Origin of the sequence: Streptomyces sp. NPDC087901, from assembly GCF_044742205.1 — a bacterium.
Lineage (GTDB): Bacteria > Actinomycetota > Actinomycetes > Streptomycetales > Streptomycetaceae > Streptomyces.
In genome coordinates this window covers 87,625-102,007 of the sequence record NZ_JBIUUC010000018.1, presented here as the reverse complement: position 1 = coordinate 102,007, position 14,383 = coordinate 87,625, and the positions used below count along the sequence as shown (strand labels likewise).

Below are 14,383 nucleotides of genomic sequence, written 5' to 3'. Positions count from 1 at the left end.
GGCGCCTTCAGTCCTACCGGCCTCTGGGGCTCACGACCAAGTCCGCAAGGTTGGCCCGCTGCAGTACAGGTGGCGCGTACCTCGCCGGTGTACGAATGGTCTATCACGGCACGCTTCAGTAGACTGGCCCGGCGCCGAAGCGAGGGACGCAGCTATGGCGCCATGGGGGAGCGGACCTCATTGCGGATGATCGCTGTCTTGGCCGCAAAGGCCTCAAGGTCGAACGCGGCAGGATTCTTGTTGGATTGCACGCTCTGAGTTACCTCGACAACAGCCGAACCATCCGCCCAGGAGCAGCTCGGTTGCCAGGTCGTTCCGAATTGATCGGCCTCCTGAACGATCCGGCAGAAAACGGGCTCCGACGATCCCTGAGGGATGACCGTACGAGGCCCGATGATCACGGTGGAGCGCCCTTCGGGGTCACTGGTCCGGCTGTCGAGGATCTTCAGGAACTGGTCGCGGGCGTTAACTGGGCTGAGCACGGTTCCGTACACACCGGTCACCGCCAGGACGGGCCCCGATGTATCCGACGTACGGTCGGCGGGCTGGTATGCAGCGAACGCGGAGATGCCGGTTTCGATCTGCCCGGAGAGCATCGACGCAATGCCCTGATCGGGCTCGGAATGATCGGCCTCCGTGAAAGCGCCCTTGAGTACCGCCGCCGGCAACTTCAACCGGTAGGGCACTGATGAATCCCAGGCCTGTCCCGAACTACCCGTCGACGGGCTGTCTGATGGGCGGCTGCTCCCCTCGGTACTGCTCTCTCCGCTGCTACCACAGCCGGCCAGCGCCAACGTGGCCATGGCCGCAACCGCCAAGGCCTTGAGACGTCGCTTCACGTGTTTCCCCCCACCGCACACAGGCCAACCTGATCACTCTGTCATGAGGTGGGACACAGGACAGGGCTGTCGGATGTGCCTGAGCGCCCTGCTGACGCCGTTTGCCGAGTAGCGCGCTCGTTTTTTCGACCGTCCTGGGCGACGGTCCGCGGCACGATGACCGCGAGAGGCGCGACTATGACGAGTGGGCTCAGCTCCTGGCTGCGAATCGTGTCCTGGCCTACGGCTTCAAATTGCCCAGGCCCTGCGTGTTCCTCGTGGCGGCTCGGGCAAAGGCTCCACCCGTGCCCCCAGCGCTCGCTCCCAGCGCTCACCAGCCTCGGTGTAGCACACCAGCGTCAAATGCACGTCCGTCCGGTGGGTGTCGAAGTCCAGGTCCACATATACGTCGTGTACGGCACCCGGGGTTGACGCTCCCAAGTCGATGCACTCCTCCCGCCGGTAGTTCCAGGCCGAGTCACGATCGAAGGCGCCACGCATCCCCTCCACACCGGCACCACTTGCGGCGACCACCACGGAAACGAGTCGCGACCCGGATGCCTGCTTGACCTTCACCAGCGCGCGCGGCACGTTTGCATCGGACTCGTCTGCGTGCGCGTTGTCTACCTCGAACGCGGGCCCGCTACTCTCGAAGCGGTCCTTCTCCTCCCTCTCGATCTGCCGCCGCATCAGGTCCACCTGATCCGTCGCGGCCTTCGCGGCATCCTTCGCCGTCCGTGTCTGCACGGCCGAGTACCCGGTTCCTGCAACAGCGACGACTACCGCGGCGATCGCCGTGATCAACTCCCCGTCCACAAGAATCCCCCTCTGCGCCGCCCACCACGGGGGCATTCCTGCCCGGACAGTATCCGCAGCCAATGCACCTCCGCTATCGCGATCAGTCACATCGGATGTGGCTGAGCGCTTCAGCTGGCGGGATCCTCCAGCTGAAGCCCTCAGCAAGTACTGCCTATACGTCCGCGCCCGTGGTGACGTCTTCATCGGGTCGCCTGGTCGGGGCGTCCAACGAGATCACAGGGATCGGAGGAAGGCTGCCCAGCATCGCAGCCACTTCCGGGTTTGGCAGTGCGGCCAGCGGCTGGAGTTCCTCGATCCTGGCCAGGATCCGCCGGAGCTCCTGATCCACGGGCCCCAGCTCGAATCGGACGCCCACCACTTCCACAGTCCGGGACTGCGCATTGATCAGCCGCATCGGAGGTGCGGGGAGCTCTGCCAGGGCGTCGGCTTCCAGCTCTTCACGGGTCGGCCGGGGATGGTGGACGACCCACTCGTCAAGGTGTTCGTCGAAATGCTCGCTCCCGTTGCGGACCTTTCGGTCCTTCAGAGGAGAACTGTCATCCACCCCAAGAACCCTCCGAAGGTAGGGCCCCCGCTTCAGCCGCCATTGAAGGCCCTCGTCCGTCTGGCCTTTGCTCTTCTTCTCGACGGGCCAGAGCATTCTGGAGACCTTGCCGGTGAAGACGAGGACGTCCTCCAGATAGATCCACGCCGACAGAGGTACCGGGTCAAGACGGGCGCGGTCCAGCAGCATCTCAAGCGCATCAAGCGTGTACCGGATGTCTCGCGCAAGCCAGGTCAGATACACCCTCTGCGCCCAAGGGTCCTGCGCTATCGCTTCGCTCATGGGGTCATCTTGCAACCTCGGGTGCTCAGCTCCGCCAAGTCAACGCTCACTCGCCAGATCAAGTGCTCAGCACATGGTGGCCGCTGTCACCCTCCTGGTCGATCCGACCTCCTCCTCCACGGGGCGGGAAGGGCTGTAGGGCCGCCTGACGGCCTCTCAGCGGCGGGGAGATCGACTCGTACCGGGACTCTTGAGTTTGGCTGCCTGCACCCCTGTTCTGTGGCCCGATATTTGGGACGCATGCCATGATTCGTCGTCTTTGAGCGATTTGGTCTTCCGGGGCCTGCCGGACAGCCGCCTGGGTCCGGCAGGCCCCAAAGCCTGCTCGTAGCGTGCACCGGTGCCAGACAGGCTCCGAGATGAGGTTGGGCATCGGGAGCGGCTGCAGCGTTATGCCTGCACCTGTGGCTCGTCGGTGCTGTCTGCGAACTGGGCGGGTCCTGCTGGAATGAAGAGGATGTTCGTCCGCTCTGTCAGCCCGTCGATGTGGTCGTCCAGGTCGAAGGAACTTCCTGACAGGAGGTCTACGGCGCTGCGGGACCAGTCGTGCCTGGGCAAGCACGTGCGCTTCACCCACCCCGAGACCGACCCCAACCCCGAGCCCCTGCCGGCTTCCACGTACGAGATCAGCCTCCACGGGTCTGCCACCACCGTCGCGGTGCAGGCCGTCGAGCCGGTCCCCGGTCTCCACATCTACCGCCTACCGGAAGCCCTGCACGGACCGGCCGACGCCACCCACCCATGGCGCCTGGGCCACCACTCCCGCCTCGCGCTCGTCGCTGCCTCATCCCACGACGACGCGCTGCGAGCCGCTCGCGAAATCGCCGACATGACCTACGGCGCGCTCGGCTGGAGCGCTGCCGCCCCGATCAAGGCCGTCCTTCTGTGCGGCGGGATGGCGGGCGCGTACTGGCTGGTGGCCCTGGTGCCTGGCCCGCTCGGAGTCTGCCTGGTCGCGGTGGGCACGGGTGTCTTCTTCGCGCCACTGCTCACGGTGGCGTTCGGGATGGTCGGCGAGCTTGCCCCCGAGGGGACGGTGACCGAGGCGTTCGCCTGGCTGGTGACCCTGATAGGCGCGGGCATCGCGGCCGGCTCCGCCGTGTCCGGGCTGCTGCTCGCGGACTCCGCACTGGCCGGCGCCGCGGCGCTCGGCGCGTGCGGGGTCACAGCGGGCGCCGTGGTCCTCGCACTGTCCCGGGCACGCCTGGCCCGGCCGGTCCGGGACGAGGCGGTGGTCGGGGTTGGCTGACCCAGCGTCGCGCTGCCCGGAGACTTCTCGGGCCGGCTGACCCGGGCCGTGGGCCCCCTCCTGAACAGCGGTGATGCGCTGACCGCTTGAGCTCGCCCCCGGGTCTGACGCGGCAGGCGTGGTCAGAACCGCAGCAGGTCCGCGGCGGCGAGGCTAAGGACGCCGTCGTGCCAGGTTAGGCCGCGCAGGTCGCGGACGACGAAGGTGGCGTCGGTGGCCAGTCCGCGCTGTCCGACTCCGATGACGGTGGCGCCCGCTGCGGCTCCGGCCTTCGCCCCCGCGGTGCTGTCCTCGAAGACAACGGTCCGCGTCGGGGCGAAGCCCAGGTTGTCGGCTGCCGTGCGGTAGCCGTCAGGCGCCGGTTTGCCATGGCTGACGTCGTCCGCGGTGATGAGCACGGGTGGCGTGGGCAGTCCCGCTGCGGCGAGGCGGGCCCGGGCCAGGGCGGTGACTCCCGAGGTCACCACCGCCCACCGGTCGTAGGGCAGGCTTGTGAGGAACTCGCGGGCGCCAGGAAGCGCGGTGGTGGTGGCCGCGGCCTCGACTTCCAAGCGGTCGATCGCGGCGAGCGCGGCCCCTCGCTCCTTCGGGTCGGTCACCAGGAGGGCGACGGTGTCGGCCGAACGGCGGCCGTGCACCATGGCGGTCACCTGTTCCGGGGGCAGGCCGCGGTCGCAGGCCCACTGGCTCCATGCCTGGTCGACGCCGTGGTCGGAGTCGACCAGGACGCCGTCGTTGTCGAAGAGCAGGCCCTGGCAGGGGATGTCGAGGGCGGTCAGCGGGTGAGACGGCTGGGGCTGCTGTGCGGTCATCGGGGCCTCTTCAGCTCTGTCTCTTCAGCTCACGGGACGGTTGCGGTAGCGGCCGACCAGTTCGCGGGCGGCACTCTGCATACGCACGGGCGGGAGTCCCTGGGCGAGGAGGGTCAGGTCGTCGAGGACCATGTCGCCGATGGCCTGGAAGGCTTGTGGGATGCCGCCCGCGCGGTGTGCGGAGAGGACGAGGCCGTCGAGGTCGCGGGCCGGGTCGTCGGCGGCAACCGGTTCGTTCGGCCATACGTCGATGCCTGCGAGGAGGCGTCCGCGTGCGACGTGGTCGAGCAGGGCTGGGTAGTCGACGACCGGGGCGCGGCTGACCAGGACGAGGCGGGCGCCGTCCGGCAGCAGGGCGAGTTCGCGTTCCCCGATCAGGTGGCGGCTGTCGTCCGTGGCGGTGGCCAGGACGAACACGAAGCGGCTGCGGGTCAGGGTCTCGTTCAACGAGGCGGGGAGCACGCCGTGTTCGCGCAGGACGCCGGGCGGCAGCCAGGGATCGTAGACGCGGAGGGTGGGCCTGAAGGGGGCGAGGAGCCGGTTCAGGCTGCGGCCGAGGTTGCCGAAGCCGACCAGGCCCACGTCGGAGCCGTGCAGCAGGACGGCGTCGGCGTTGCTGTCGGATACGTACCGTTCCTGTCCGGCGCGGAAGGCGCGGTCCTCGCGGCTGATGCCGCGGGCCAGGTCGAGGGCGAGTGCGAGGGAGTACTCGGCGACCGCCTGGGCGTAGGCGGGCCCGCAGCCCAAGACGTGGATGCCGCGCTCGAAGCAGGTCGCGTAGTCGACGTTGGGGAAGAAGTTTCCCTCGACGTTCAGCAGAGCCCGCAACTTTTCTGCGGCGAGAAGCCGTTCGGCCGGCAGGTCGGGCTGTCCGACGATCGCGAAGGCGTCGGGCAGTACCTCCTCCAGGGCCTCTTCGGTGGGGTCCTTCTCCAGGTCCACCACGGTGAAGCGGTCACGGAGCGAGTCCAGGGCGGCGGGGGTAAAGATGCGGTCCGTGCGCTGCGGGGCGGGGCGCAGGACCACCACGGGTTTGGCGGGGCTGGAGGACGGGGTGCTCACAGAACTCCTTGCGTGGGTACGGACATACGGACATCGGCTCGTCGCTCGTAACTCGGCACTCCAGGCTCCGGGGACCTGGGGGTGAGGACGTCGTCGGCCGCTTCGTGCGGGATGGGTCCGTTGGCTTCCTGAGGTCGTACGCCCGGATGACGGCGATCGGCACAAGGTGTCAGGAAGGGCTGTCCTGGTCATGCCACTTCCATGCATCGCCCCATGCCGTCGCGGAGGTCAGGCGGTCCGGTCGCGTGTGTCTTCAGCGGGGGCCGACGCGGCAGCGGCGGTACCGGTCCAGCTGGCGAGTATGGAGAGTGCTTCGGCTGAGGGGGAGGCGGGCTCGGGGGTGAGGATGACGAGGGACTGGTCGGGGGCCCCGGCGACGTCCAGGGTCACGAAGTGGAAGGCGAGGTCGCCGACGAGAGGGTGGTGGAAGTACTTGGTACCGGTGGCGTGGGCGCGGACGTCGTGATCGGCCCACATACTGCGGAAGTCCGCGTCGTGCAGGGACAACTCTCCGATGAGGTCGGTAAGTTGAGGGTCGTCGGGGTGGCTTCCGGCGTACAGGTGCAGGGTGGCGACGGTTTCGGCGGCGGCCTTGTTCCAGTGCTCGCCGTACAGGGTGCGGGCGGCCTCGTCGAGGAAGAGGTAGCGCAGGAAGTTCCGCTCGGCGTGCGGGCGGGCCTGGAAGTCGGTGTAGAGGGCGCTGGCGACGCGGTTGGTGGCCAGGACGTCCATGCGGCGCCCCAGGACCATCGCCGGAGTGCTGATGGCATCCAGGGCCTGGTACAGGGCGGGGTGGACGCGCTGGGGGCTGAGGGGCCGCTTGCGCCGGGGGCGGGCCTCGGTGGGCTGGGCGAGGTCGAAGAGGTGGGAGCGTTCAGCGTCATCCAGGCGCAGGGCGCGGGCGACGGCGTCCAGGACCGTGCGGGAGACGCCCTGGGTGCGGCCGCGCTCCAGGCGTACGTAGTAGTCGACGCTGACCCCGGCGAGCTGAGCGACTTCCTCGCGCCGTAGCCCCGGTACCCGGCGGACGCCGGGATGCGGGGTCAGGCCCGCCTCCTCCGGGGTGATCCGGGCCCGGCGAGTGCGCAGGAACTCGCGGATCTCGGTGCTGTGGTCCATGAGTCCACAGTACGGCGGGCGCTGCGGACCGACCGTGCGTAAAGGGGTACTGGCAGACCCCCGAAAGAGCGGTACCCCGTACGACGTCCCACGGGGGCTCCGCGGATGGTTGCCTCGATACCGACCGCTTGAAGCACTTCTGCCGATAACCGACCAAGGAGTTCTGCATGACCAGGCGCAATCACGCAAGGGAATCAGGACATCGAGGTGGCGGCACCTTCAGCCGCCGTGGATTTATGGGCAAGGCTGGAATACTCGGAGCTGGTTTGGCCATCGGGCCATCCATCGCGTCTGCCCGTGCGGGTGAGCTCCAGGGGAACAGCAGCAGCCGGAGCGGGGAAATCGCCACCGAAGGGAAGAACGGAATGAAGACCCGCAAGCTCGGGGAACTGGAAGTGTCGGAAATGGGCGCCGGCGCTATGAGTATCAGCGCGAACTACGGACCTCCCGCCGACATCGACCAGGGCATCAAGGTCCTTCGCGAGGCACACGACAGGGGCGTGTCATTCTTTGACACTGCCGAGGTGTACGGCCCGTACACGAGCGAGGAGCTTGTGGGGCAGGCACTCGCACCAATCCGCGACGAAGTCAGGATCGCCACCAAGTTCGGCTTCGACATCGAAGCCGGGGGCACGCTCAACAGCCGACCGGACCGTATCAAGAGAGTGGTCGAGGAATCGCTCAAGCGCCTTCGGACCGACCGCATCGATCTCTACTACCAGCACCGGGTGGATCCCGACGTGCCCATCGAGGATGTGGCCGGCACGGTCAAGGAGCTCATCGCGGAGGGAAAGGTCCTGCACTTCGGCCTCTCCGAAGCGAGCGCCAGGACCATCCGTCGAGCACACGCTGTTCAGCCCGTCACAGCGATCCAGACGGAGTATTCGCTGATGGAACGGGACCCGGAGAAGAACGGAGTGCTCGCGATCTGCGAAGAGCTGGGAATCGGCTTCGTCCCGTGGGGACCCGTAGGAATGGGATACCTCACAGGGGACATGAACGGCCGCACCAAGCTCGATTCCGAAACGGACCTTCGAGCTACGTTTGATCGTTTCTCTCCGGAAAACATGGCGGTCAACATGCCGGTCGTCGACTTGCTCAGGCGAATCGCCAAGAACGAGAATGCAACGCCCTCTCAGGTCGCCTTGGCCTGGCTTCTGGCGCAGAAGCCGTGGATTGTACCGATCCCGGGCACCCGCAACCTGAAGCATCTGCACGAGAACCTGGGAGCACTCCACGTTCGACTGTCGCCCAAGGATCTTCGTGAAATCGACACTGCTTTCGCCGAGGTCGAAGTGCACGGCGGACGTATGAATGACGCCCAGATGCAGGTGGTCGACCAATAGCGTGACCGATGAGCCCTCGTCCTCCACGGCGGCCGTGGGGAATGCGCGGCGGACGCAGATGGCGTTGCCGACGTTCGAGGGCCCAGGGCCGCCCTGGCACAGGAATTCCATCCGGACGACGGGACCACACCTCGAACTCGCCGGACAGGACCGGGCCCCGACGACGGCCGGACCGTACACAGCACCCCATACCGCCCCAGGCCGCTGTCCACCTCCGGGCTGGTACATCCTGATTGATGAGGAACCACCCCATGAGTACCCTGTTCACCGCCCTGCTCCTGCGGTCACTCGAGATCCCCAACCGCATCTGGACGTCCCCGATGTGCATGTACTCCGCCGCCTCGGACGGACCGGAGACGGGGGTGCCGACCGACTTCCACCTCACCCACCTGGCCAGCCGGGCCGCCGGCGGTGCCGGCCTGGTGATGGCCGAGGCCACCGGGATACGGCCCGACGGGCGCATCACCCCCTGGGACCTGGGGCTGTGGAACGACCAACAGCAGCAGGCGTTCGCGCGCATCACCGCGGCCATCCGCTCCCACGGGTCGGTCCCGGCCATCCAGCTCAACCATGCTGGCCGCAAGGCGTCCGTCGACAAGCCCTGGCTTTCCGGCCGGTACATCCCCGAGGCCGAGGGCGGCTGGCAGGCGGTCGCGCCCAGCCCGGAACCGTTCGACGGGCGGTCCCTGCCGCACGAGCTCACGGTGGACGGAATCCAGCAACTGGTAGGCGACTTCGCCGAGTCGGCGAAGCGCGCCCTGGCCGCGGGCTTCCAGGTGGTCGAGTTGCACGGCGCCCACGGCTTCCTGATCAACTCCTTCCTCTCTCCCGCCGCCAACCACCGCACCGACTCCTACGGCGGCAGCTTCGAGAACCGGCTGCGTTTCCCCCTCCAGGTGGTCGACGCCGTACGCGCGGTGTGGCCCGACGACCTGCCGGTCCTCTTCCGTACCTCGGCAACCGACTGGCTGACCGAGAACCCACAGGACGAGCGCACGGGCTGGACCGGCGACGACACCGTCCGCCTCGCCAAGGAGCTCCACGCCCATGGCGTCGACCTCCTCGACGTGTCCACGGGCGGCATGGTCCCCGACGCCACGATCCCCGTCGAGCCCGGCTATCAGGTGTCCTACGCAGCCCAGGTGCGTGCAGCGGCCGGGATCCCCACCGGCGCCGTCGACCTGATCCTGGAGCCGGCCCAGGCCGAGGACATCGTGGCCACCGGACAGGCCGACGCCGTCCTGCTCGGCCGCGAACTGCTGCGCAGCCCCTACTGGCCCCAGCACGCCGCACTCGAACTCGGCGCCGAGCCCCGTTGGCCCGAGCAGTACGGCTACGCCGTCCGACGGCGTAGCAGGCGGTGAGCGGGGGCCCGTGCCACGGATGCGCAGCATCCGGGAGACGCCATCCGGGAGACGCCCTGGGTGCGGCAGCGCTCCAGGCTGTACGACGGGCACCGCGGGCCGACCGCCTGTAAAGGGGAACTGGCAGACCCCCGGACGAGGGGTGCCCCGTACGGCGCCCCACGCAGGCCCCACGGATGGTTGCCTGGAGAACAGACAGAAGCCGGTATTCCCGATCAAACTCCTAGTAACGGCGGAAATGCCGCAGGGGCTGGAACCGGATCCCCCAGCACCCCACGTCGTGAGCGTGCCACGGCTGAGCACTCTGGCCACCGACGTCGCACCGGCGTCTGCGCGAGCAGCGCCGCACGCACCATCCGCAGCCGGCCGGTCTCACCCCACTAACCCGCACCACGTCCGAGAGAAGGACCGTCATGACTTCCTGGAGCCCCGCAGACCTTCGCACGATCGCCGAGAACACCGACCTGTTCGTCGCCCCCTTCCGCGCGGACGGCACCACCTACGGCACCCCGACCCAGACCTGGGCGCTCGTCGTGGACGGCGACGTCTACGTACGCGCCGCCAACGGGCAGTCCTCGAGCTGGCACCAGGCGGCCGTCAGCCAGCGGGCCGGCCGCGTGCGGGTCGCCGGAGAGTTCCACGACGTCGTCTTCGAGCCCGCCGGCGGCGGCGACCTCGACGCCGCGATCGACGCCGCCTACGAGGCGAAGTACCCGGGCAGCGACGCCGTCCCGATCATGCAGGGCGACGGGCCGAAGGCGGCAACCGTCCGCATCTCGCCCTGCTGAAACCCCGCAGCCCGCACACACGCACCGACACCCGCACCCACCGGCGGACGCAGAGCACCACCCCTGGCCGCCGGGCGAGGCGGCAAGAGAGGAAATACCCCCGCATGAAGACCATGAAGGGTTACGTCATCCAGGAGAAGGGCCGTGCCGACTGGCAGGAGGTCCCGGTCCCGGAGATCGGACCGTACGACGCCCTGGTCCGCCCGACCGCGGTGGCGACCTGCACGACCGACGTACACCTCATCGACTCGCTGTCGCTGCCCAACGCGCTCGGCAAGGTGATCGGCCACGAGGCAGTCGGAGTCGTCGAGCAGGTCGGTGACCAGGTTGCCGACTTCACTCCCGGGGACCGTGTCGTCCTTCCCGCAGGCCTTGCCGACTGGCGCCACCCCAGGGCCCAGCGCGGCGAGGGCAAGTTCCACCAGAGCAAGAGCCCGTACTTCTCCGACGACCCGACCAACGGCGGCTGGTTCTCCGAACTGGTCAAGTGCTTCGACGCCGACTCCAACCTGGCGCACATCCCCGACCAGGTCACCGACGTGCAGGCGGTGTCCGTCGACGACATGGCCGCCACCGGCTTCACCGGTGTGGAGCGGATGGAGATCCAGTTCGGTGAGGTCGTCGTCATCCTGGGGGTCGGCCCGGTGGGACTGATGGGGGTGGCCGCGGCGGCACTGCGCGGAGCGGGCCGCATCATCGCCGTCGGCTCACGCCCGAACACCATGGCCCTCGCGAGCCAGTACGGGGCGACCGACCTCGTCGACTACAAGCAGGGCGACGTCCACGATCAGATCATGGCGCTCACCGGTGGCGTGCAGGTCGACAGCGTGCTGGTCGCCAGTGGCGGCAGCGCGAGCGATCAGATCGGCACCGCCATGAAAATCACCAAGTTCGGCGGCCACGTCTCGGTGGTCTCGGGCTTCTTCGACGACGAGACCGTAACGCTCCCGATGGACGTCTGGAACTACGGCGTGATGGAGAAGTTCCTCACTGCGGCTCAGGCCAACCAGGGCCGTGACTACATGGAACGGCTCCTGCTGCTGATCGCGAACGGCAAACTCGACACCCAGCCGCTGGCCACCCACGTGCTGCACGGCTGGGACAGCCTCGCAGCCAGCCTGGAACTGATGCGCAGCCGCAACCAGAGCGTCGTCAAGCCGGTCGTCATCGTCGGCTGACAGTCCACACGACTGCAGGGAGCCCCGGTCCCGCCGTGCCCCCCGTAGGGGGGAACTGGCAGACCCCCGGAAGAGAGGTGCCCCGTACGGCGCCCCATGCGGGCCCCCCGGGTGATTACCTGGATGCAGGGAAGCTTTCACCCCTTTAGCGAAAAATAAGCAGAGTGCCCGCATCGATGGATGTGTAGCACGCCCGCAGAACGGATCCTCCCCATGACTTCCAAGCTCACCGGCACCGTCGCACTGGTCACCGGCGCGAGCAGCGGTATCGGCGCCGCCACCGCCCGACAGCTCGCCGAGCAGGGCGCCTCGGTGGCCCTGGTGGCCCGCCGCAAGGACCGCCTCGACGACCTCGCCGCAGAGATCACCGCTGCCGGAGGCGCGGCCCTGGCGGTGGAAGCGGACATCACCGACTCCGCCCAGGCCGCCGCGGCCGTGCAGCGAGCTGTCGAGCACTTCGGACGCCTGGACATCCTGGTCAACAACGCCGGCCTGATGCTGCTGGGCCCGGTCGTCGGCGCGGACCCCACGGAGTGGGAGCGCATGATCGCCATCAACGTCCAGGGCCTGCTGCACACCACCCACGCCGCCCTCCCGCACCTGCTCAAGGCTGCCGAGGAGGGCCCGCGCCGGGTCGCCGACATCGTCAACATCAGCTCGATCGCCGGTCGCGAAGCCTGGAACGGCTACGGCGTCTACAACCTCACCAAGTTCGGCGTGAACGGCTTCACCGAGTCCCTGCGTAAGGAGATCACCCAGCGCCATGTGCGCGTCGGTGTCCTGGAGCCGGGTGGCGTGGCCACCGAGCTCGCCTCGCACAACGATCACAAGCCCGAGATCCGCGAGGCGACCGCCGCCTTCTACGAGCAGACCGAGGTCCTGCAGCCCGAGGACATCGCCGACGGCGTCGCCTACATGGTCACCCGCCCCCGCCACGCCTCCATCGGCGAACTGTGGATCATGCCCACCGACCAGGCCTGACCGCACCACTCGCCCACTCATCCCTCCCCAGGCGCCGCGCCGCGGCGCCCGAAAGAAACGGCCTCCCCATGAGCAAGGTCATCTTCGTCACCGGTGCCGGTCGCGGTCTGGGTACGGACATCGCCCGCGAGGCCCTCGCGGCCGGCCACCAGGTCGTCGCCACCGGGCGGCGCCCCGAGGAAGTCGAAAAGACCCTCGGCGGCCCCCAGGACAACCTCCTGGTCACCAAGCTGGACATCACCAGCCTGGACGACGCCCAGGCCGCAGCGCACGCAGCCGTCGACCGCTTCGGCCGCATCGACGTACTGATCAACAACGCCGGCAACTTCTACGCCGGCTACTTCGAAGAGATCACTGCCGAGCAGATGCGCCAGCAGTTCGAGACCAACCTCTTCGGTCCGATGAACGTCACCCGCGCCATCCTGCCCATCCTCCGCAAGCAGCGCGACGGGCACATCATCACCCTGTCCTCCTCCGCCGGGCTGATCGGCCAGGAGTTCTGCGTCGCCTACGCCGCCTCCAAGTTCGCCGTCGAGGGCTGGATGGAGTCGCTGCGCTACGACGTCGAGCCGTACAACATCCGCACCACGGTCGTGGAGCCCGGCTTCTTCCGCACCGAGCTGCTCGTGGACGCCTCCACCACCTGGCCCGAGCCGACCATCGCCGACTACGCCGAGCGCACCACCGCCACCGTCGCGGCCTGGAAGAGCATGAACGGCCAGCAGGGCGGAGACCCCGTCAAGCTGGCCCGCGCCCTGCTGACCATCGCCGACCGGACCGCGCCGCCGCTGCGCTTCGTCGCCGGAGCCGACGCCATCGAGGGCGTCGAGGCCAAGGCCCAGGAACTCCTCGCCCAGGCCCAGGCCTCCCGCGAACTCGGCGGCAACCTCGGCCACGACGACGCCACCGCCTGACGGCACCGTCTCCCATCCCAGCCGTCAGCCGGCCATGGCTGACGCTCACCATGAAGTACGGAGTATCCGATGAAGCACGTATCCCTGGGCGGGCTCGATGTCTCGCGCATCGGTCTGGGCGCCATGACCATGGCCGGTACCTACACCACCGGCGGCGGCCTGGACGACGACGAATCGATCCGCACCATTCACCGGGCGCTGGACCTCGGAGTCACGCACATCGACACCGCCGAGGGCTATGGCCCCTTCCACAGCGAGGAACTCGTCGGCAAGGCCATCAAGGGCCGCCGTGACGACGTCGTCATCGCCACGAAGTTCGGTCTCGTGTCCTACGCCAATGGCAGCCCCGCCCTGGGCGTGATCGACAGCAGCCCACGCAACGTCAAGGCCGCGGTCGAAGGTTCCCTCAAGCGGCTCGGCACCGACCACATCGACCTCTTTTACCAGCACCGCGTCGACCCGAACACCCCCATCGAGGAGACCGTCGGCGCGCTGGCCGAGCTGGTCGCCGAGGGCAAGATCCGCCACGTCGGCCTCTCCGAGGCCGGCCCCGCCACCATCCGCCGCGCCCACGCCGTGCACCCGGTGGCCGCGCTGCAGACGGAATACTCGCTGTGGACTCGCGACATCGAGGCCGAGATCCTCCCGCTGTTGCGTGAACTCGGCATCGGCCTTGTGCCCTACTCGCCGCTCGGGCACGGCCTCCTGACCGGGCAGATCCGCACCGTCGACGACTTCTCCGACGACGACTGGCGCAAGACCAACCCGCGGTTCACCGGTGAGAACTTCCAGCGCAACCTGGCGATCGTCGACGAGGTGCAGGCCATCGGTGCCGAGGTCGGGGCAACGCCGGCGCAGACCGCGCTGGCCTGGCTGCTGACCCGCGGCGACGACATCGCCCCCATCCCTGGTACCCGGCGGATCGCGCGCGTCGAGGAGAACACCGCCGCCGCCGCCATCGAACTCAGCGCCACACAGCTCGACCGCCTCAACAACCTCACCCCCGCCTCGGGCGAGCGCCACGACGAGGCGAACATGGCCAGCATCGACCGCTGACCAGCACAACAGCGCACGGCGCAACGGCGCATGCAAGGTGAAGCATGCCCT

14 protein-coding genes are annotated in these 14,383 nt (G+C 68.4%); 8 read left to right on the top strand and 6 right to left on the bottom strand.

Annotated features, from left to right (window positions below):
* Positions 1-152 precede the first annotated feature (152 nt).
* The 3 genes from ACIOEW_RS36540 to ACIOEW_RS36530 all read right to left on the bottom strand — a co-directional run bounded on the left by ACIOEW_RS36540 (position 153) and on the right by ACIOEW_RS36530 (position 2,463).
* Positions 153-839: a hypothetical protein gene (locus ACIOEW_RS36540; RefSeq protein WP_401969443.1), complete on the bottom strand. Its 687-nt coding sequence runs from the start codon at positions 837-839 to the stop codon at positions 153-155.
* A 228-nt stretch (positions 840-1,067) separates the two neighbouring features.
* Positions 1,068-1,670 (bottom strand): hypothetical protein, encoded by a 603-nt coding sequence (locus ACIOEW_RS36535; RefSeq protein WP_401969441.1) that lies wholly within the window; start codon positions 1,668-1,670, stop codon positions 1,068-1,070.
* Positions 1,671-1,788: 118 nt separating this feature from the next.
* Positions 1,789-2,463 carry a hypothetical protein gene (locus ACIOEW_RS36530; protein ID WP_401969440.1) on the bottom strand — a complete coding sequence of 225 codons (675 nt, stop codon included), beginning with the start codon at positions 2,461-2,463 and terminating at the stop codon, positions 1,789-1,791.
* A gap of 457 nt (positions 2,464-2,920) precedes the next feature.
* On the opposite strand from ACIOEW_RS36530, the gene ACIOEW_RS36525 reads away from it, so the two are divergent.
* On the top strand, positions 2,921-3,712 hold the full coding sequence (locus ACIOEW_RS36525) for a hypothetical protein (protein WP_401969439.1): 792 nt from the start codon (positions 2,921-2,923) through the stop codon (positions 3,710-3,712).
* Between the two features lie 122 nt (positions 3,713-3,834).
* Here the strand turns inward: ACIOEW_RS36525 and ACIOEW_RS36520 are convergent, their stop codons facing one another.
* From ACIOEW_RS36520 to ACIOEW_RS36510, 3 genes are all read right to left on the bottom strand, one after another.
* The gene (locus ACIOEW_RS36520; protein ID WP_401969438.1) at positions 3,835-4,524 is read right to left on the bottom strand and encodes an HAD-IA family hydrolase; all 690 of its coding nucleotides are present in this window, start codon (positions 4,522-4,524) and stop codon (positions 3,835-3,837) included.
* A gap of 24 nt (positions 4,525-4,548) precedes the next feature.
* Positions 4,549-5,586: a hydroxyacid dehydrogenase gene (locus tag ACIOEW_RS36515; RefSeq protein WP_401969437.1), complete on the bottom strand. Its 1,038-nt coding sequence runs from the start codon at positions 5,584-5,586 to the stop codon at positions 4,549-4,551.
* Between the two features lie 228 nt (positions 5,587-5,814).
* On the bottom strand, positions 5,815-6,705 hold the full coding sequence (locus tag ACIOEW_RS36510) for a helix-turn-helix transcriptional regulator (RefSeq protein ID WP_401969436.1): 891 nt from the start codon (positions 6,703-6,705) through the stop codon (positions 5,815-5,817).
* Positions 6,706-6,872: 167 nt separating this feature from the next.
* On the opposite strand from ACIOEW_RS36510, the gene ACIOEW_RS36505 reads away from it, so the two are divergent.
* From ACIOEW_RS36505 to ACIOEW_RS36475, 7 genes are all read left to right on the top strand, one after another.
* The gene (locus ACIOEW_RS36505; protein ID WP_401969435.1) at positions 6,873-8,051 is read left to right on the top strand and encodes an aldo/keto reductase; all 1,179 of its coding nucleotides are present in this window, start codon (positions 6,873-6,875) and stop codon (positions 8,049-8,051) included.
* A 251-nt stretch (positions 8,052-8,302) separates the two neighbouring features.
* Positions 8,303-9,415 carry an NADH:flavin oxidoreductase/NADH oxidase gene (locus tag ACIOEW_RS36500; protein WP_401969433.1) on the top strand — a complete coding sequence of 371 codons (1,113 nt, stop codon included), beginning with the start codon at positions 8,303-8,305 and terminating at the stop codon, positions 9,413-9,415.
* A 413-nt stretch (positions 9,416-9,828) separates the two neighbouring features.
* Complete coding sequence (locus ACIOEW_RS36495; protein WP_401969431.1) at positions 9,829-10,203, top strand: DUF2255 family protein; 375 nt, start codon at positions 9,829-9,831, stop codon at positions 10,201-10,203.
* 104 nt (positions 10,204-10,307) lie between these two features.
* Positions 10,308-11,381, top strand: a complete 1,074-nt coding sequence (locus ACIOEW_RS36490) for a zinc-binding dehydrogenase (RefSeq protein WP_401969428.1) — start codon at positions 10,308-10,310, stop codon at positions 11,379-11,381.
* A 213-nt stretch (positions 11,382-11,594) separates the two neighbouring features.
* On the top strand, positions 11,595-12,362 hold the full coding sequence (locus ACIOEW_RS36485) for an SDR family NAD(P)-dependent oxidoreductase (RefSeq protein WP_401969425.1): 768 nt from the start codon (positions 11,595-11,597) through the stop codon (positions 12,360-12,362).
* Positions 12,363-12,430: 68 nt separating this feature from the next.
* A complete protein-coding gene (locus ACIOEW_RS36480; protein ID WP_401969423.1) occupies positions 12,431-13,276 on the top strand; it encodes an SDR family oxidoreductase in 846 nt (281 codons plus the stop codon).
* Between the two features lie 69 nt (positions 13,277-13,345).
* On the top strand, positions 13,346-14,332 hold the full coding sequence (locus ACIOEW_RS36475; protein ID WP_401969421.1) for an aldo/keto reductase: 987 nt from the start codon (positions 13,346-13,348) through the stop codon (positions 14,330-14,332).
* Positions 14,333-14,383 lie beyond the last annotated feature (51 nt).